20 protein-coding genes are annotated in these 18,139 nt (G+C 68.6%); 13 read left to right on the forward strand and 7 right to left on the reverse strand.

What is annotated here, in order from left to right; translation table 11 throughout:
- Positions 1–3 precede the first annotated feature (3 nt).
- On the reverse strand, positions 4–1,965 hold the full coding sequence (locus N4G70_RS09760) for an alpha/beta hydrolase family protein (RefSeq protein WP_261712155.1): 1,962 nt from the start codon (positions 1,963–1,965) through the stop codon (positions 4–6).
- Between the two features lie 309 nt (positions 1,966–2,274).
- On the opposite strand from N4G70_RS09760, the gene N4G70_RS09765 reads away from it, so the two are divergent.
- Positions 2,275–2,523 (forward strand): hypothetical protein, encoded by a 249-nt coding sequence (locus N4G70_RS09765; RefSeq protein WP_261712156.1) that lies wholly within the window; start codon positions 2,275–2,277, stop codon positions 2,521–2,523.
- Between the two features lie 47 nt (positions 2,524–2,570).
- On the opposite strand, the gene N4G70_RS09770 is transcribed toward N4G70_RS09765, so the two are convergent.
- From N4G70_RS09770 to N4G70_RS09795, 6 genes are all read right to left on the reverse strand, one after another.
- Positions 2,571–3,143 (reverse strand): hypothetical protein, encoded by a 573-nt coding sequence (locus N4G70_RS09770; RefSeq protein WP_261712157.1) that lies wholly within the window; start codon positions 3,141–3,143, stop codon positions 2,571–2,573.
- A gap of 125 nt (positions 3,144–3,268) precedes the next feature.
- The gene (locus tag N4G70_RS09775; RefSeq protein ID WP_261712158.1) at positions 3,269–3,490 is read right to left on the reverse strand and encodes a hypothetical protein; all 222 of its coding nucleotides are present in this window, start codon (positions 3,488–3,490) and stop codon (positions 3,269–3,271) included.
- An 80-nt stretch (positions 3,491–3,570) separates the two neighbouring features.
- Positions 3,571–4,686: a hypothetical protein gene (locus N4G70_RS09780; protein WP_261712159.1), complete on the reverse strand. Its 1,116-nt coding sequence runs from the start codon at positions 4,684–4,686 to the stop codon at positions 3,571–3,573.
- A 1-nt stretch (position 4,687) separates the two neighbouring features.
- Complete coding sequence (locus N4G70_RS09785) at positions 4,688–6,709, reverse strand: hypothetical protein (RefSeq protein ID WP_261712160.1); 2,022 nt, start codon at positions 6,707–6,709, stop codon at positions 4,688–4,690.
- A gap of 157 nt (positions 6,710–6,866) precedes the next feature.
- Entirely contained in the window at positions 6,867–7,901 is a 1,035-nt protein-coding gene (locus N4G70_RS09790) for a hypothetical protein (protein WP_399034812.1), read from the reverse strand.
- Positions 7,889–8,548 carry a hypothetical protein gene (locus N4G70_RS09795; protein ID WP_261712161.1) on the reverse strand — a complete coding sequence of 220 codons (660 nt, stop codon included), beginning with the start codon at positions 8,546–8,548 and terminating at the stop codon, positions 7,889–7,891. The genes N4G70_RS09790 and N4G70_RS09795 overlap by 13 nt, the downstream gene beginning before the upstream one ends.
- Before the next feature lie 554 nt (positions 8,549–9,102).
- Between N4G70_RS09795 and N4G70_RS09800 the strand changes: the two genes are divergently transcribed.
- The 12 genes from N4G70_RS09800 to N4G70_RS09855 all read left to right on the forward strand — a co-directional run bounded on the left by N4G70_RS09800 (position 9,103) and on the right by N4G70_RS09855 (position 18,082).
- Positions 9,103–9,366 (forward strand): hypothetical protein, encoded by a 264-nt coding sequence (locus N4G70_RS09800; protein WP_261712162.1) that lies wholly within the window; start codon positions 9,103–9,105, stop codon positions 9,364–9,366.
- A 396-nt stretch (positions 9,367–9,762) separates the two neighbouring features.
- Positions 9,763–10,491, forward strand: coding sequence for a hypothetical protein (locus N4G70_RS09805; RefSeq protein ID WP_261712163.1), 729 nt, complete (start codon positions 9,763–9,765; stop codon positions 10,489–10,491).
- Positions 10,492–10,539: 48 nt separating this feature from the next.
- Positions 10,540–11,358 carry a hypothetical protein gene (locus tag N4G70_RS09810; protein ID WP_261712164.1) on the forward strand — a complete coding sequence of 273 codons (819 nt, stop codon included), beginning with the start codon at positions 10,540–10,542 and terminating at the stop codon, positions 11,356–11,358.
- On the forward strand, positions 11,355–12,662 hold the full coding sequence (locus tag N4G70_RS09815) for a CpaF family protein (RefSeq protein WP_261712165.1): 1,308 nt from the start codon (positions 11,355–11,357) through the stop codon (positions 12,660–12,662). Before N4G70_RS09810 ends, N4G70_RS09815 begins: the two co-directional genes overlap by 4 nt.
- Positions 12,663–12,672: 10 nt before the next feature.
- Positions 12,673–13,653, forward strand: coding sequence for a type II secretion system F family protein (locus tag N4G70_RS09820; protein ID WP_261712166.1), 981 nt, complete (start codon positions 12,673–12,675; stop codon positions 13,651–13,653).
- Positions 13,650–14,576, forward strand: coding sequence for a type II secretion system F family protein (locus tag N4G70_RS09825; RefSeq protein WP_261712167.1), 927 nt, complete (start codon positions 13,650–13,652; stop codon positions 14,574–14,576). Before N4G70_RS09820 ends, N4G70_RS09825 begins: the two co-directional genes overlap by 4 nt.
- A 39-nt stretch (positions 14,577–14,615) precedes the next feature.
- Positions 14,616–14,870, forward strand: coding sequence for a hypothetical protein (locus N4G70_RS09830; RefSeq protein WP_120721985.1), 255 nt, complete (start codon positions 14,616–14,618; stop codon positions 14,868–14,870).
- A gap of 84 nt (positions 14,871–14,954) precedes the next feature.
- Complete coding sequence (locus N4G70_RS09835; protein WP_120727862.1) at positions 14,955–15,335, forward strand: TadE family protein; 381 nt, start codon at positions 14,955–14,957, stop codon at positions 15,333–15,335.
- On the forward strand, positions 15,335–15,853 hold the full coding sequence (locus N4G70_RS09840) for a TadE/TadG family type IV pilus assembly protein (protein WP_261712169.1): 519 nt from the start codon (positions 15,335–15,337) through the stop codon (positions 15,851–15,853). Before N4G70_RS09835 ends, N4G70_RS09840 begins: the two co-directional genes overlap by 1 nt.
- Positions 15,850–16,356, forward strand: coding sequence for a Tad domain-containing protein (locus tag N4G70_RS09845; RefSeq protein WP_261712170.1), 507 nt, complete (start codon positions 15,850–15,852; stop codon positions 16,354–16,356). Before N4G70_RS09840 ends, N4G70_RS09845 begins: the two co-directional genes overlap by 4 nt.
- A gap of 38 nt (positions 16,357–16,394) precedes the next feature.
- Complete coding sequence (locus tag N4G70_RS09850; RefSeq protein ID WP_261712171.1) at positions 16,395–17,051, forward strand: hypothetical protein; 657 nt, start codon at positions 16,395–16,397, stop codon at positions 17,049–17,051.
- Positions 17,048–18,082 carry a hypothetical protein gene (locus N4G70_RS09855; protein ID WP_261712172.1) on the forward strand — a complete coding sequence of 345 codons (1,035 nt, stop codon included), beginning with the start codon at positions 17,048–17,050 and terminating at the stop codon, positions 18,080–18,082. Before N4G70_RS09850 ends, N4G70_RS09855 begins: the two co-directional genes overlap by 4 nt.
- Positions 18,083–18,139 lie beyond the last annotated feature (57 nt).

Genomic DNA, 18,139 nt, shown 5'->3' on the forward strand with positions numbered 1-18,139 from the left:
AGCTTAGAACCCCGCGAAGTTCAGGGCCGAGTCGAGCACGTCCTTGCCCTTGTGCAGGGCCTTGTTCCCGGTGGTGAGTCCGGTGTGGAGCATGTCGCCGCCCTTGGCGATCGTGGTATTCGTCGCATTGCTGAAGGCCCGGGCGGCGTCGCTGGTCTTGGCCGAGAACTCGCTCTTGATGTGGTCCATGGATTTCAGCGCGTGGCCCGCGTTGTCGATGACATGGCTGGGGTGGATGAAGGTGTCACCGGCGTCGAGGGCGATGCTCCCGCCGTCCTTGAAGAGGGTGCCGGCGAATTGTGAACCGTCCGAGAGGATCCGTCCGCCGTCCTTCTCGATTTCGGTCGCTATCTCATTGCCGTCCGCCCACATCTTCTTCCCGCCGGACCACAGACCGCCGACGAGTTGGCGCGTGTTGTTCTGCAGCCGGTCGAACTCCAGGAGCTTGACGACGGGCCAGGTCACTCCGCCGAGCGCGGCGCGCGAGGCCGTCGCCGCGGAACCGGCGGCCATCCTGGCGACGAAGTCCGGTGCGCCCCGGTCCTTGGCCGCTGCGTACACCTTCTTGTAGGCCAGGTTGCCGGCCAACTTGCTGACCTCGCCGAACAGTTCCTTCGGCTGCACCCGGTCCAGCATGTTGTATTTGTTGAGCACCGAGTGGATCGGCAGAATGACGTCCTTCATATTGCTTCTGCCGTTGAGGAGCCCCTGCACGATGGGGTCGAGGTCCCCGCCCATCCTGTTGACGACTTCCGGGTCCACGCGCTCGTGCAGGAACTTGACAAGTTCCCGGACTTCGGCGGCGCCCATCTGTTCTTCGTCGAGCGTGGTGTGGGTGAACGTGAGTGGCTGGTGATCTCCACCGAAGAGGACCCGCTGCATATTGGTCAGGGATTCGTTTCCGGCCTTGTAGTACTCCGAGTGCCCGTGCGCGCCGGTCGTGCTGAGGCGAATGATGTCCTTGAAGTCGGCCGGATCGTCCCCGTGCCCCTGGGTGTACTCGACCGGGTCACCGGGGGCACGCATCGCGAAGAACTTCGTGTTCGGCATATGGAAGTCGGCGACCGAGTGGATATTGGGGCCGAGCCCCGGACTTCCCATGAACGTGACGTTGTCGATGTTCGTGAGGCCGCTCTGCAGTGCCTTGCTGGTGACCAGGGTTCCGTAACTGTGCGCGAAGATGGAGGTTTTCGCGTCCTGCTGAAGATTCACGGATATGCCCTGCCGGAACGCGTTGAGCTGGTTTCCGCCCACCACGGCCTTCGCCGGATCCACGGAGTCGCCGATCTCCGGGGTGTCGTAGCCCAGCCAGCTCACCACCGCGGTGCCCGGCTGTTCGATACCGTCCTTGCCCTTGACGAGGTCGAAGCCGCCATCACTGAAGCTGTTGAAATTGTCGAGACGGTTGGTGATGCCGGGCACCCGGAAAGCGACGTTCTTGGAGTTTTCGAGATCGCCCACGACCTCGGCGACCCGGCCATCGGCAAACGGAGAGGCTTTGGGGTCGGCGGTCGAACCGAAATGGGCGTCGAAAACCAGGAACTGGCGCGGCACCTCGACCTCGACGGGCCTGTTCGTCTTCGGGTCGATGAACTTCTTGATGCGCGGGTTGAGGAAACTCCGAAGCGTATCGACACGGTCCTTGGTGCGTTTGTAGGCCGGGTCATTGGGGGCCAGACCCTTGAAGTACGCGTTCTCCGAGTCGAATTCCTTCTGGATGGATATTCGGTTCGCCGCGAACCGGACATTGACGGGCACACCGTCCAGGTTTCCGACGAAGGACGGGTCCGTCGCGGCGAGCGAAGCCTGCTGTTCGGGCGAGAGCGAGGCGAAGTAGTCCTTGACGGCCTTGGCCTGCTCCTGCGGAGTCCCGTCCTTGTGGGCCGCGAGAGCCGCCTTGAGCCCGTCTTCGAGCTTCTTCCCGGCGTCCTTGTCTCCGGCCATCGAGCTGGGAAGGCCGAACATTTTCAGGGAGTCGAAGGGGGATTCCGACGGGGCCCGGAGGATGCCCGCCCGGCACCGCAAGTCACGTGCCTCATCCTGAAGCCAGCTCGCAAGTGCGGGCAATTGGGACACCTCGCCACCCACGTCCAGGGCCGTGGCCCGGCTCTTCAATTGTGGGATCGCCTGAGCCTTGCTGTCGAATGACTTCGCCAGGCGATCAAGCATGTCCGGATCCGCGTAAACCATCCCCATGGTCAAGTACCGTAGTGCCTGGAACACGACGGCGGCACGGGGTTGCCCAAATGGTCCATTTATACGGGGGTATTGGAGATGGGGTCACGCGACGCCGCCGATCTGCGCACATTGGCGGACGACATCCGAAAGCTGCTGGACGAGCCCATAACCATCGCGGCGGACCGGAGCGCCAAGGACGATGAACGATGGGCGGGCCCGAATGCCGAGCGTATTCGCGGCGAACTCGCGGGACGCAAGGTCAAGTTGGGTGTCATGGCCGACGCGATCGACAAGGCGGCGGCCAACCGGAAGGACACCGGAGGCGGCCCGAACAAGCCCAGCTGACGTCCGCGGCCGACGCCTGAGCTCCAGACGGCGTCGAGGTTCCCGGCTCAGTTCTTGTGGTAGTCGGGGTTGCGCAGGCAGTCGGTGACGATCTGGGCCACCAGCGTCTGGGACGTTTCCCCGGAAGCCAGCTTGAACGGGGTGGCGGACACGACGGCCGAACCGTTGCCGCCCGTCTTCTTCACGTATTTGGTCACCGAGCCGTCGCCGGCGTTGGAGGACCCGGTTCGTTCGGGATCCTCCGCCCAGTTCTTGCCGCGCAGATGCTCCACCACGCTGTCGACCAGAGCGGCGGGCGTACGCTTGTCGGAGGGAGCGCCGGGGACGCGGATGTACGAGGTCAGGGACCGCTTGCTGGCGTCCTTGGAGTCGATCCAGTCCGGCCCACCGCAGTCCCGCGACCCGTCCGAGTACTCGTCGGGACGGATCCCCGGCATCGTGGCCTTGATCGCGTCCAGCACGTCCGGATGCAGCGCGTCCATCGCCTGCTGGTACGTCGGCCCGCCGCCGGTCTTCTTGCCCGAGCCGGAGCCCGAGTTCCCCGAGGCCGACGAGCAGCCGCAGGCGACCACCGCGATCAGTGCGGCGATGGAGATCCTCTTGAACCTTCGGACGCCCATCTGATGGTCTCCCGTGGTGTGTGGGGGCACAGTGCTCTGAGGCTACGTGACGGCCGGCGAGGGCGGTCAGCACGCCGAGCGTTACGCACCAATTGCCGCGTTTCCCGATCGGGGGAGCGGCGGATTCACCCCGCGCCGTGTCCCGTCTCGTCCTTGCGGGCCTTCTCCACGAGCCGGTTCTCCTCGGCCGGGAACGAGTCGAAGAGGGTCTTGAGGCGCTGCATGCGGCCGTTGTGGTCGGCGCACCATTGGTCGGCCTTCTTGCCGATCCATGTCTTCGGCATCATGGACTCCACGTTCCGGATGGCCGTGCGGATCTCGCCCGCGGCGCTCTCTATCGCGTTCATGTCCTGACGGCAGAGGTAATCCAGCCGGTCTTCCTGCGGTCTTCCCATGACTGCGCCTCATTTCCGGGGTCGAGTTGATGTCACCGCGTCGCGATCTTCAGGACGAACGGGGCGTTCCCCGCCATCACGAGGGCTCCCGACGAGTACGTCAGGGCTTCGGGCATCGGGCAGGGCAGCTTCGTCGCGTCGACCAAGTGCCCCTCGTCGCAGCCCGCGTCGGAGTCGCCGCGTGAGCCGCCGGAGGCCTGCTTGGCCACGACTTCGGCCTTTTGGGCCGTCAGGTGAAGTACGTACTGCGCCGTGTCGTCATGAGCGCGTACGTAGACCCCGTTTCCGTCGTCTCCCGCCATCCAGGTCGGTCGCAGGTCGGACAGGTTCCCCTTCACCCCGTCGGCCTGTTCTGGGACGGCGAGCTTCGCGACCGATCCGTCCTGGTGAACGGTGACCACATCGGCAAGACGCCCCTGTGCGCCCTCCGCCGACGTGCGCAGATAGACCGTGCCGGAACGGTCCACCGCACTCCCGCGGGCAATGGCGCGCCCGGCGGCGTCGCCCCGGTCCGCAGGCACTTGGTAGAGACGTGTCAGACGCCCCTCCTTGAGCTGCCAGATCACATCGCCGTCCGTGAACAGCAGGGTGCCGTCCGGCCGCTTCCCGAAGGGCTCGACCGGTTGGTCGGAGAGGTGGACGTCCTGCGCCGAGGCGGTGGCCGGCGCCGGCTGTCCGAGCTTCCTCGGCCCACCCGGGGCGCCGGCGAGGACCGTTCTCCGTTTCCCGTCGGTCCGCACGTTCAGCAGCTGCGAGCGAGCCCCGACCACGAACGAGTTCGGCGAGAGCACGACCAGGCCGCCGACGCCGTGCACTTCGCCGTCGAGGACGGTCCTGGCTCTGTGATCGTCCTCGATCACAGCGAGCGAGGCGCTCATGCCGTAGACCTTCCCGTCGGGGCCGACGGTGAGGCCGTCGGGGTCGCCGTCGAAGGCGAGCCAGGCGGCACCCGAACTCCCGCCGTTCTCATCGGCGGTCCGCAACAGCACCTCCGCCTGGCCCTTGTCCGGGTCCTTCCACTGGGCGTCACCGCCTCCCAGGCACCCCTGAAGGGACAGCAGGACGACCGCGACGGCGCCGGCGGCCGGCCACTTCCCATGGCGTCGCATCACGGTCGAGCCCTTCGCAGCGCATATCGGTGCGGTCATGTCAGCCGACCCCGCGGCTGAAGGAATCCCGCATGTCGTCGTCGAAGTTGTCCAGCCGGCCGTGGTTCTCGCTCTTCGTCCTGACCCACCACTGATTGAAGGCCGCCCGGTCGGCGTCGTTGCGGATGACGATGTTGCCGTTCGCCCACTCCGGGTGTGCCTCGGGGGGCTTGATGTCGCCCGCCCGGACGAGACCCTGCATCAGCGGTATCTGCATGGAGGTCGAGTCGCCGAACTTGATGTCCTTGTAAGCGCTCTCGACCTGGTTCGCCTCACCGGACGGGAACGTGGACCCGCCATAGGGGATGCCCGCCCAGATCGCCGCCTGGACCCACTTGGATGCCAGAGCGAGCTTCACCGGATTACTGGGCAGCGGGACGGCGGCCGCGCCACTGCTGATGATGTTGAACCACATGAGCTGTTTGGCGTGCTCGGCATCCCGCAGGGCCGCCTCATTCATATCGACGTCATGTCCGGCTACCGACACTTCGCCGCGAAGTTCCGCCAGATTTTTGAGGTACGTACTGTCATCCCCGACGATTCCGTGCTGAGACGTGCGGCTGATCTGGGCATTGATCGCCTGGATGACATAGCCCGCCTCGTCGCGGTTCTTCATGATTTCGCTCAGGAACGCCTTGGCGGGCGCCCGGCCGACGGTGATCGTGCCGTCGTCATTGACCGTCGCGTCATTCTGCGAGACGCCGGTCGACGCGGCGAAGTCCGGTACGTAGGACTGGAAGACGTAGGAAAGCGCCTTCGACACCTCGGGGTTGACGGGGTACTGATCCTTTTCGGCGCCACTCTTCTTGCCGTCGGAGGCGAACTTCGCCGCCCCCGCGTTGATGATGTTCGCGGCGGCCTCGGCGGATGCCTTGAAGTGGTCCTGGCGATCGCCGGTGGCCGCGCGGATCACCGTGCTGGGCCACACGTAGTCGTTGGTCTGGAGACCAGGGGTGGCCCAGTGGTCGCTGACGAGTTCCTGCGCGTGCCGGGCGCCGTCGGTGCCGGTGAGCAGGTTGCGTGATGCGTCGGGGTTCTCGCCGACGCGCTGCATCAGGGCCAGTGACGGGTCATTGGCGTCGATGGCCAGGGCCCGCTTCGCGGCGTCGTCCATGCCCTCGCGGTTGTAGTCGTGCGTGAGGCCGAGCGACCCGTACCAGGCGTGATCGGGGTCCACGAACGCGGGCGCCACGTAGACCATGCCCGCGACCTGACCCTTGGTGTGCGCGGGCCGCATTTGGTGAGCCGTACGCCAGTCCAGCATCGCCGCGCCGACCTTGGTCAGGACGGCCGTGTCCCACTCGTTGCCCTTGGGGCCGTACTTGAACAGCATTCCGACGGACCACATGTCGTCGTCCGGCGGGTTGGTGAGGGCTTTGGCGTAGTCCGGGTTCGGAGGGATCCTGCCCGCCGACTGGAGGGCGAAGACGCGGTTGACGCCCGTGGCGTACTGGCCGATCAGATTCTGCGAATCCTTGCTGAGGGTCTCGCCGCCATGGGTGCCGTCCTGCGTGTGCAGGGCGCGGCTCACACGGGCCGCGTCGACGATTCCGCCGGCGGCCGCGAAGGCGTTCAGATAGGTGGGATCGTCCTGGTGGTCCGCCAGGGCGCGGCCGATGGCCGCGATGTCCTCGCGGGAGCCCTTGTCCTTGGGGTGGTCGAGGGCCTTCTGGAGGGCGGCCGCGTCCAACCCGGCCTCCCTGGCGCTCTCCTTGTCGACGTCCGCCATGTCCCACGGGATGTCGATGATGTCCCCGCTCGTGGTGCACATGCTGGGGGCGACGCCGGCGACTTCCAGGGTGCGGGCCAGATCGGCGCGCTTGGACATGCTGCGGGCGTCCTCGCCCACCGCCTGCGTCTGCTGGGCGAGCAGCGACAGATCGAGTCCGCTCTGCCAGGAGGCGAAGTTCTTGCGGATGAGGGCGCCGTGCCGTGCCAGAGCGGCTTCCAAGTCCTGGAGCCGGTCCGCGAGTTTGCGCACCCGCACCGGGTCGACACCGACGTAGTCCCCCATGGACACCATGCCTTTCGCTCGCCTTGCCACGACAGCGCGACGTTACGGAGAACGCCCCCGGTGCCCTTTCCCCGATGGTCAACAGCGTTCCATCGTATGGAGCGAGCGGATTTCCTCCGCTTTCTTGGGCAAATAAAGGATCATCCTTTATCCGGGGCGGCCTTTTTCAGCGGTTGACCGCCTGAATCTCCTGGACGGTGACCTGCTGGTCCTGGCCGAAGGTGCCCTCCGGCAGATCGTCGCCGCCGGCGGGGGTTCCGACCCAGTGGATCTTCCAGGTGACCGTGGCCTTCAGGTTGTAGGGGGCGCCGCTGGTGGCGCGGCGGTACGTGACGCCGCAGGGCGGGGCCTGGTCGGCGCTGCCCGCCTCGTACGGGGTGCCGATGGAGCCGTCCGCGTTGATGGGGCACTCACCGGAGGCGGGGAAGAGGGTGGCGTCCGCGGTGCCGGGGTCCAGTTTGAGCGAGACCGGGGTGGCGGTCGTGGTCGCCGAGATGCCGAGCGCGGCGACGGACGCGGTGACCGAGACCGGGTGGAAGTCGCTCTTGTCCAGCCATGTCCAGGTCGGCAGGTTCACCTTGCTGGTGCCGTCGGGCTTCAGGGTGACCTTGGTGGTCGGCACGCGGATCTCCGCGTACGCGAGCTTGCCGAGGATCTCGGGCGTGACGGCCTCTGGAATGTCAGGGGGCGGGGGCGCGCCCTTGTCGACCCAGAAGTAGGGCTTCTGGCACGCGTCCCAGCCGGGCCGGAAGCTCGGGTCGGCGTACGAGTCCCACCAGTAGCCCTTGTCGGCCTTGTCCAGGTTGAAGTTGGTGTAGGGCTTTCCGTTGACGTACCTGTCGCGCTGCGCGTTGTCCCAGGAGGAACCGGTGGAGTCCGCGCTCCAGATCGGCTCGACATACGCCTTGAACTCGGCGGGGCTGTACTTGGGGGCGTACCAGCAGGCCGGGGGCGTCCAGTTGCCGACCGGGGTGAGCGGGCCGACGGAACTGCCGGCGCCGTTCTTCGAGCGGTCGTAGGCGATGCCGCCGGCGGTGGCGGAGATGGTGCCGTCGGGGGTGGAGCTACCGCCGGCCTGGGTGCCGCCCTTGGCGCCACCGCCGATCTTGTTGTCCGCGAACGCGGGGCCGGGTGAGAGGAGGAGTGTCACCAGGGCGGCCGCTGCGACCGTGGTCGCATACCGGGATATCACGGCTGGCACTTCGCATTCCCCCTGTCGGAAACCATCTTCGTCGTCACCCATACGCCGCCGTCGTTCTTGCGCAGGGCGGTGTGGTACAGCACATAGCTGTTCTTGGTGGCCGGGGTCTTGTCCACCTTGCCCGTCGGGATGGCCATGTCGTACGCCTTGCCCTGGTCCTGGCAGTAGGACAGGGCGGCGGTGCCGTGGTCGCCGACCGACACGGTCGCGTTGTAGTAGCGGTACGAGCCCGTCACGCGGGACTTGGCCTTGACGTAGTCCTCGACGTATCGCTGAGTCGAGGCGGACAGCTCTCCCTCCGTGTAGAAGCGGTACGCCGCCTGGAGGGGGTCCTGCTTGACGATCGCGTAGTCGATCGCCTTGATGAGCTGCTCTCCGTCGGAGAGGACGGCGTCCTTGGCCGGGTCGCCGGTCTTCTGCCAGTCGAAGGTGTAGGAGAGGTCGGCGGGAAGTTCGATCTTCGGCCGGTCGCTCGCGGTCGCCGAGGCCGATGCGGTCGCCGACGGCGACGCCTTGTCGCTCTGATCCGCCCCTGCGATCTTGCCCGAGTCCTTGGGCTTTTCGTCATTGCTACTGCACGCGCTCAGCATGAGGGCAGCCGTCACGGTGAGTGCGGAGGCGGCCATCGGCAGGATGCGGCGGTTCACGGATGCTCCCGGTGAAACAGATGTGGTCGCGGGTGAAGGGAAGTTATCGAGGACTGGCCGGTTTCGCTAGGGCAAAGCCTTGGGCAAACTGGAGCACAGTGCGCGTATGGGTGGAGAACGACGAGGCTCGTCCCCGCGATCTCCCCTTCCGGAGCGCTCCGTTCGGCCACCGGTGGAGCGGTGTGCGCCCGTCTCCGTCCCCCGTTCCCGATCGGGTACCCGGCTCGCCGGGGGGCCGGAACGCCCGGAACTCAGTTTGTTGTGCGACGACGCCGTGGCGAATGAGTACGGGTACTCACGACGCGCCCGGGGGCGCTGGTGAGGATGGTGGTGTTCAGCTGGGCCGCGTCGGAAAGGGGAGTTGCTCGATGAGTCGGATGATTCAAGGGGAGCCGGGGTCCGCCCACGGTCCGACCGCGGCGCCCGTTATGACGCTCCGGCAGGTGCCGACTTCGGCTCACCCATGGGGCCCGGCCCAAGGGTCGTTTGGTGCCCCGCCCCTATGCGCGACGCCCCGCCCTTCTCCTCGGCTGCGGCCGCACGGAGCTTGGTACGTGCTGCCGGGCGTGCTGCTCGCCGGGGCGGCGGTGGCGTCGGCGTGTGGTGCCGCCCTCGGGCTCCTGCGCAAAGCGGGCAAGCACGCCATCTGCGACGCGACCACCAGCTGCGCCAAGACGCCGCACCAGGACGGTTATCGCAGCCCCGACTGGCCGTGGGGCTTCTTCGTCGCCGGCGGTGTGCTGGCCGGCCTCGCTCTGATCGGTTTTGTCTTGTTGGCCGCGGTGCGCGGGCGCGGCCGGCGCGCGATGACGACGTGACCCGACGGTGTCGGGACCCGCGGCGCCCGGAGCGGCCCGTTTCCCCCAAGGCTGCGGAGAACCCGGTTCGCATGGATTGCACAGTGGTAACGAAGGTGCGCGGTGACGGGGAGAAATAAGCCATTTCGGAGCCTTTGTGGCCGCTGTGCCGAGATGGGTAATGTTCGCGATCTTTAACGCGCCTTGAGGGTGCTGAGGGGCGGCTGCTACGGTGCGATCACATGATCTGACAGCGTGCAGGTGGCCTCGCGAAGGTCTTCGGCGGGCCCGAAGTGACCGGTCGAGTCCCAGTCCTCGCGGCGTGAGATGGCTTGATTCAGGTCCAGGCATGCGTCTTGGTGCGTTCTGGTTCGCCCGCGACGCTGTCGCAAAAGAGTTACCACGGGGAGAAGAGACGTGAAGGTCCAGGAGCGCGGCGGGGCGGGGACCCACCGGGGGGCGGCGCCCGGGCAGCCGGTCGGTGAGCGGCTTCCGGCGCCACCGCGGGAACGCAAGCCCGCCCTCGCGGCCCTCGCCGTCCTGCTCATCCTCATCGGCGCCCTCGGGGCGACCGTTCTGGTGCTGCGGGCCGGCGACCGGGTCGAGGTCTACAAGCTCAGCGAGGACGTGGCCGCCGGCCATGCCGTGACGAAGAAACAGCTCACCACGGTGATGGTGGCCGCCGACGACCACGTCCACTACATCACCCCCGGCGAGTTGGGCGCGCTGTCCAAGCTCCGCGCCAAGTCCAACCTCTACGCCGGCTCCATCCTCGTGGGCGAGATGTTCGCCGCGGGCGGCGGCACCGAGGCCGGCAAGGCCGCCGTCGGTGTCTCGCTCAAGGAAGGCCAGTACCCGGCCAACCTCAAGGACGGCGAGACGGTCGCCGTCTACCGGGTCGGGACCGCCGCCGGATCGGGCAAGACCAGCGGTTCCGGAGGGAACGCCAACTCCGGCTCGGCGGGCGGGAGTTCGCCGCTCATCCAGCGCGCCGTGGTCAGCGATGTCGGCACCCAGGACAAGTCCTTCGGGAGCGGCAACCTCGCCGTCACGCTCACCGTGAACACCTCCGAGGCGGCCGCCGTCGCCCAGGCCGCGTCCGCCGGTGAAGTCGCCGTGGTGCGGGTCGCGCCGGACAACGGCTGAGTCGCGCGGCGACGCAGCGACGCAGCAGAGACAGAAGACGCGGAAGACATGGCGCTCATCGCACTCGCATCCGACAAGGGCTCTCCCGGTGTCACCACCGCCGCCCTCGCCCTGGCCGCCGTTTGGCCCCGTCGCGCACTGCTCGCCGAGACGGACCCGGCGGGCGGGGACCTGGTGTACCGCTGCACGGCCACCAACGGCGGTCCCCTCAACCCCAACACCGGCCTCCTCTCGCTGGCCGCGGCCGCCCGTCGCGGGCTCGCCGCCGACCAGCTCTGGGACCACGCCCAGCCGATGGCCGGCGGGCTCGAACTGCTGGTGGGGCTCGGCGCCGCCGAACAGGCCGCCGGTCTCGCCGGGAGCTGGCCCACGCTCGGCCGGGCCTTCGCCTCGCTCGGCGAATCGCCGCACGCGCCCGCCGACGTCATCGCCGACATCGGCCGGATCAGCGGCGGTTCGCCCGCCCTCGACCTGCTCCCGCACGCCGCGCTGGCCCTGCTCGTCTCGCGCACCGAGCCCGAGCACCTCGCCCGGGTACGCGACCGGGCCGCGGCCCTCTCCACCCACCTCCACGGCAGCCCGCGCGGCAACGCGCTGGCCACCCCGTTCATCGGCGTGATCCTGATCGCCGAGGCCGGGGCGTCCGTCAAGCTCTCCCACCAGGTCAACGACATGCTGGTGGCCGGGCAGACCGGCGCCCGCGTCATCGGCACCCTCGCGCACGACCCGTCGGGCGCCGCTCTGCTCGCCGGCCGTGGCCGTGGCCGCCTCGACAAGTCGCTGCTGATCCGCAGCGCCCGCAAGGTCTCGGCCGACCTGTACCAGCAGTTCGGCGCCGCCTGGGTCGGGGCCGGGGTCGGCCGATGAGCGCGGTCGATCACGGGCTGGTCAAGCGGTTCCGTCAGGAGGCCGGTGACCGGATCGCCGAGCAGCGGCGCCTGGACCAGGTGCGCGGCGTGGCCGCGATGTCGAGCGAGGACGAGCGCCAGTACGCGCGCGCCGTCATCGCCCAGATATTGGAGGAGTACGCCCGCACGGAGATCAACGCCGGGCGCACCCCCCTCGACGCGGAGACCGAGGAGCAGTACGCGGCCGCCGTGCACGCGGCGCTCTTCGGCGTCGGCCGGCTCCAGCCGCTGCTCGACGACCCCGAGGTCGAGAACATCGACATCAACGGATGCGACCAGGTCTTCGTCGGGTACGCCGACGGCCGTGAGGTCCGGGGCGACCCGGTCGCCGAGACCGACGAGGAGCTCATCGAGCTCATCCAGGTGCTCGGCGCCTACTCGGGTCTCTCCTCGCGCCCCTTCGACTCCGCCAACCCCCAGCTCGACCTGCGGCTGCCGGACGGCTCGCGTCTGTCGGCGGTCATGGAGGTCGCCCGGCGGCCCTCGCTGTCCATCCGTAGGGCCCGCATGGGCAAGGTCTTCATGGCCGACCTGGTCGGAAACGGCACCGTCACCCCGGAGTTGGCGCACTTCCTGGCCTGCGCGGTCCGGGCCCGCAAGAACATCATGATCGCGGGCGCGACCAACGCCGGAAAGACCACGCTGCTGCGGGCGCTCGCCAACGAGATCCCGCAGCAGGAACGCCTGATCACGGTCGAGCGCGCCCTGGAGCTGGGTCTCGACCAGTTCCCCGAACTCCACCCGAACGTCGTCGCGTTCGAGGAGCGGCTGCCCAACTCCGAGGGCCTGGGCATGATCCCGATGGCGGATCTGGTGCGGCGTTCGCTGCGTATGAACCCCTCGCGGGTCATCGTCGGCGAGGTGCTCGGCGACGAGATCGTCACCATGCTGAACGCGATGTCGCAGGGCAACGACGGCTCGCTCTCCACGATCCACGCCAACAGCTCCTCCGAGGTCTTCAACCGCATCTCGACGTACGCCCTCCAGGCCGCCGAGCGGCTGCCCATCGAGGCCAGCCAGATGCTGATCGCGGGCGCGGTCAACTTCGTCGTCTTCGTCGAGCGGCGCAACAACTACGAGAGCGGCGGCCGGTTGCAGCGCATGGTCACCTCGGTCCGCGAGGTGAACGGCTGCGACGGGCGCGTTCTGTCCAGCGAGGTCTTCGCCGAGACGCCGGACGGACGGGTCGTCCCGCACGCCCCCGTCTCCTGCATCGAGGAACTCGCCGTGCACGGCTACCGGCCCTCCGGGGCCTGGGGGTGAGTGGAGCCGTATGAACAACCTTCCCTCCATGGGCGGCCTCTTCGAGGCCACGACCCTCTACGCGCTCGCGGCCGGCCTCGCCGTCGGCGGCGGCCTCGCGCTGCTCGTCGTCGCGATCCGGGGCTTCGAGGTCAAGTCGGGTGGTGGCGCACGGGGCCAACGCGCGGGCGAAATGCTCCAGTTCATCGGCAAGCGCGGTTCGATCGCGGCCGGTGTCGGCCTGCTCGTGCTGCTGCTCACCCGGTGGACGGTGGCCGGTGTCGCCACCGGCCTGCTCGTCTTCTTCTGGGACAAGCTCTTCGGCGGCGCCGCGCAGGAGAAGGTCGCGATGAAGCGGGTCGAGGCGCTCGCCGCCTGGACCGAGTCGCTGCGCGACACCATCGCCGGCGCGGTCGGCCTCGAACAGGCCATTCCCGCCTCGGCCCGCGCGGCCGCCCCCGCGCTGCGGCCCCATCTCGACGCGCTCGTCGACCGGTTGCGGGCCCGCACGCCGCTGCCCGACGCGCTCCAGCTGCTCGCCGACGAGATCGACGACGCGTCCGCCGACATCATCGTCGCGGCGCTCATCCTCAACGCCCGGCTGCGCGGCCCCGGTCTGCGCCAGGTGCTCGGGGCGCTCGCCAAGTCGGCCCGCGAGGAGATCGACATGCGCCACCGCGTGATGGCCCAGCGCTCCTCCACCCGGCGCAGTGTGCAGATCGTGGTCGGTGTGTCGATCGCGTTCGTGCTCGGGCTCTCCGTCTTCAACCGTGACTTCGTGCAGCCGTACAACTCGGCCGTCGGCCAGCTCGTACTCGCCTGTGTCTGCGGCCTGTTCGCGCTCGGCTTCTGGTGGCTGCGCAAGCTGTCGGTGATCGAGACGCCGGACCGCTTCCTGGTCCGGCACGAGCCGGAGACCCGCTTCGTACGCCCCGACGTCCCCACGGGCGGGCCCGGGAACCGGGACGCGGACGGACAGCGTCCTGTAACCGCTGGGGAGGGAGCGCGGTGAGCGACATCATCACGGGACCGGTGCTGATCGGCGCGGTCCTCGGCCTCGGTATCTACGTCCTGATCAGGGCGCTGACCCGGACGAAGCCTTCGGCGGTCTCGCAGATCGCGCGGATCGACGCGATGCGCTCGTCCGGCAGCGTCTACACCCCGCGGCCCGAGGAGCACGGCACCGGCCGGCTTTCGGGGCTGCGCTCCGGAATCGGGGCGCGGGTCGCCGAGCTGTACCTCCGGCAGGGCTGGGAGCAGCGCTCCATCCGCGCCGACCTCGCCGTGCTCGAACGGGGCTGGGAACGGTTCCTGGCGATCAAGGTGCTGCTCGGGGTCGCGGGCCTCGTCTTCGGCCCGCTGCTCTTCGTCATCGTCGCCACGCTCGGCTTCGGCAGCAGCCCGATCATCCCGGTCTGGCTGGCGCTGATGTGCGGGGCGGTCTTCTTCTTCCTGCCCGACCTCGAAGTCCGCAGGGACGCCGCCGACAAGCGCCGGGACCTGCGCCGGGTCATCGGGGCCTACCTCGACCTGGTGGCCATGAACCTGGCCGGCGGCCGCGGACTGCCCGAGGCGCTGATGGCCGCCGCCGAGGTCAGCGACGGCTGGGCGCTGCGCCGGCTGCGCAACACGCTCGCCGACGCCCGCATCACCGGCACCAGCCAGTGGCTCGCGCTCGGTCGGCTCGGCGAGGAACTCGGCGTCGAGGAGCTGAAGGACCTCTCCTCGTCGCTCGCCCTGGTCGCGGACGACGGCGCGAAGGTACGCGAGTCCCTGGCGTCCCGTGCCGAAACGATGCGGCACCGGGAGATGGCCGAGATCGAGGGGGCGGCCGGTGAGAAGTCCCAGTCGATGCTCGTCGCCCAACTGCTGCTCTGTGCGGGCTTCCTGGTCTTCCTGATCTTCCCCGCCGCGATGCGCGTCTTCCAGGTCTGAGCGCGCTCCCCCCACTTCTGTCGAGAGGAAACCACCACCATGAACCGCCCGCAGTTCCCCAAGGTCAGCCACCCGGCCGTCGACTTCCTCGTCACCTTCCTGCGCGGCCGCGTCCAGCGCGCCCGCTCCGGCGAGCTCGACCGGGGCGCGTCCGCGGTCGAGTGGGTCATCATCTCCGCCGTCGTCGTGGCGATCGTCGGCGTGGTCGCCGCGGTCATCAACTCGGCCCTCAAGGGCGGCGCCGACAAGGTCGGCAAGTGCATCGAGGGCGCGAGCGCCGACAAGACCTGCTGAGGCGGGACCACTACCTTGCGCGACAGACTCCGGGCTCTTGTACGCCGCCGGGTGGAGGCAGCCTCCGCCCGCGGCGACTCCGGCATGACCGCGATCGAGTTCGTGCTGCTGACCCCGGTGCTGTTCTTCATGATCTTCGCGACCGTGCAGTTCGGTCTGTACTTCTTCGCGGACCATGTGGCGCAGGCCGCGGCCCAGGCCGGGGCCCGCAAGGCGCGGGCCATGGCCGACGAACAGCCCGGCGCCTGGCGCGGCGAGGCCCGCGACCAGGCCTCCAGCTACATCGCGCAGCTCGGCCCGAAGCTCGTGCTCGCCCCCGACGTCCAGACGGTGGAGCCCAAGGCGAACACGGTGGGCGTGGAGATCACGGCCAAGGTGCCGACGGTCTTTCCGGGGCTGCACCTGACGGTGCATGCGCGCTCGCAGGGGCCGGTCGAACGATTCGTACGCGAGGGGGGGAACTGATGCGCGCGCGGACAGTACGCGCCGCTCGGCCCGGCTCCGTCGGCGCGGCCCGCATCGCCGACGTGGCAAGCCGCGTCGGCGCGACCCGCCTCACCGCCGCGGTGCGCCGCCGCTCGACGGCCGCCGCCGACCGGGGCCTTTCCACCATCGAGGTGGTCATCCTCGCCCCGGTGATGATCCTGTTCATCCTGGTCCTGGTGGCGTTCGGCCAACTCGTCGACGGGCGCGGCGCGGTGGACTCCGCGGCGCGGGACGCGGCACGGGCCGGCTCCATCCAGAAGGACCTCGGCACCGCGCTGTCCGAGGCCAAGTCGGCGGCGGAGGCCGACCTGGCGGACGTCTGCTCCGGGCCGGTCAGCGTGCGCCAGACCAGCGCGGGCTGGACCGACGCGGAGTTCTTCACGGTGGAGGTCAGCTGCCGCATCCGGGGCCTGTCGATGCTCGGCCTGGACATCCCCACGACCCTGACCGGCACCTCGACGTCCCCGCTGGACCCGTTCAAGAGGAAGACCGCATGAGCGCGCCGCGGAACACCGCCGGGCCCGGGGCCCCGCGTCGGCTCCGGGCAGACGGGTGCGCCTGGATCCGGGACCGGCGCGCGCGTCTCGACGACCGGGGGTCGGGGGCGGCCGCGGTCATCGTCTTCGCCGTCCTCTTCCTCGGCCTCGCCGCGTTCGTCATCGACGGCGGCCTGTCCATCTCCAAGCGGGAGCGCGCCGCGGACATAGCCGAACAGGCCGCCCGCTACGCGGCGCAGGACATCGACAAGGAAGCCCTGTACGACGGCTCCGGCGCGGGCGCGCCCATCCGCTACGAGAACTGCGGTACCCGCGTGAAGGCCTTCGCCCGCGCGTCCGGCCTCTCCGGCCAGGACATCGCGGCGTCCCACTGCGTGGGCGGCAGCGCCCAACAGGTCGAAGTCGAGATCCAGTTGACCTACAAGCCCGTGTTCACCGGGTTCTTCTACGGCGGCGAGGTCGTGGTGCACGGCCGGTCCGTGGCGAAGAACGAGGTGGGCTGAGATGTACACCCTTTCCCTCACGGAGGTAGGACCCCCCGATGCGTAACCACAAGGCCACGACGGCCGCGGCTGCCCTGGCGGCCGCGGGCGCGCTTCTGCTCACCGGGTGCGGTGGGGGTTCGAAGGGGGGCGACTCCAAGGAGATCGCGGGGGCGGACACGGGGGTGTCCGCTTCGCCGTCGGCTTCGGCGTCCAGCACCCCCGACGCGGCGAACCGGCCGAAGGTGGTCCTGCCCGAGGGGGACGTGCTGACCTTTGACCCGGAGAAGACCGGGGACCCGGTCAAGGACGCGATCCTCGCCGACAACGCGGAGTACCAGAAGGCCATCGAGGAAGCGATCGACAAGCAGGACCCGAAGTCCAAGAGCGTGGCGTTCTATTCGGTGGGCAAGGCCCTCATCATCGACACCCAATGGATCGCGGGTTTCGTGAAGGACGGCACCACGGTGACGGGAACGACGCGACTCTTCAACCGTGAGGTCACCGTCGACAAGGACGGGTCGGCTCAACTCACCTACTGCGGTGATGAAACAAAGGGCTTCACGAAGAACCGGAAGACGGGCAAAGTCAACGTCACTCCGCCCGACAAGAACTCGTACGTCTCGTACGTGTCCCGGTTGCGCAAGAACGCTCAGGGCGTGTGGCAGACCACCATGGTGAGTTCGGTGCGAGGAGACCAGAAGTGCCAGCCGTGACACGTGGAAACAAGGCGGCGGCAGCGACGCTGCTCGCCGCGATCATCGTCGCTTCTCAGGTCGCCCCGGCTTGGGCGAGCAAAGACAACGGGTCTTCACACAGCCGGGGTGACGCCAGCGCCCAGAATTCCGCAGGCAACGTGACCGTCGGCGTCTCCAAGGCGCAGGTGACCGGGGACAAGAAGTCGGGCAGCGCGAAGACGGCGGGTGAGCTGACGTCGAGCGACAGCTCCTGGGTCCCGCCCGCCTGTTGGTACGAGCCGACGTACTCGCCCAAGGAGATGGAGGCCATGATCGGAAAGTGGCGCACCATCAAGTTCTTCGGCATCGGTGACTTCATCGGGGACGTCTTCGACTCGCAGTACAAGACGGGCGACCCCGCCAAGGGCGGCTACAAGGACTACAACCTCGACCAAGAAGGCAAGGGGATGTTCTGGGCCGCGGTGGTGAATCCCAACCGCAAGGACGACCCCGAGGCCTCGAAGTGCGACAAGTTCCCGTTCTGGGTGGAGAACGGCAAGACGCCGGACGTTCCGATGGCCGTCAACGCCAGGATCCTCGGTGAGTACGCGTCGGATTCCATCGCGCTGCCGTCGACCCAGGTGTCGATGGCCCCGAGCGGCACGTCCACGGTGAATCTGCCGACGTGGATCTGGGCGCCGGGAAAGCAGTTCACTGAGAAGAAGGTGAGCGCTTCGCTGGCCGGCATCACCTCGACCGCCGTCGCCACGCCGGTCGCGCTGCACATCGAGTCCGGCTCGCCCGACGCCACCGTCTTCCCGGCGTCCGGCAACTGTCCGATCAACGCCGACGGCAGCATCGGCGAGCCCTACGCGGCAGGCAAGGCCGGACAGACCCCGCCCTGCGGCGTGACGTACGGACGTGCCGGGTCGTACTCGTTCAAGGCGAGCATCACGTGGCACGTCAGCTGGTCCGCGACGAACGGTGAGCAAGGGCCGCTCCCGGACAGCATCTTCACCACGCCGCCCCAAAACGTAACCGTCCAAGAAATCCAGTCCATCAACCGCTAGCTGGAAAAGGGGAGTTGGGGGCCGACCGCCCCCACCCCCCAGCCCCCCGGCCCCGCC

The organism is Streptomyces sp. ASQP_92 (genome assembly GCF_025399895.1).
Lineage (GTDB): Bacteria > Actinomycetota > Actinomycetes > Streptomycetales > Streptomycetaceae > Streptomyces.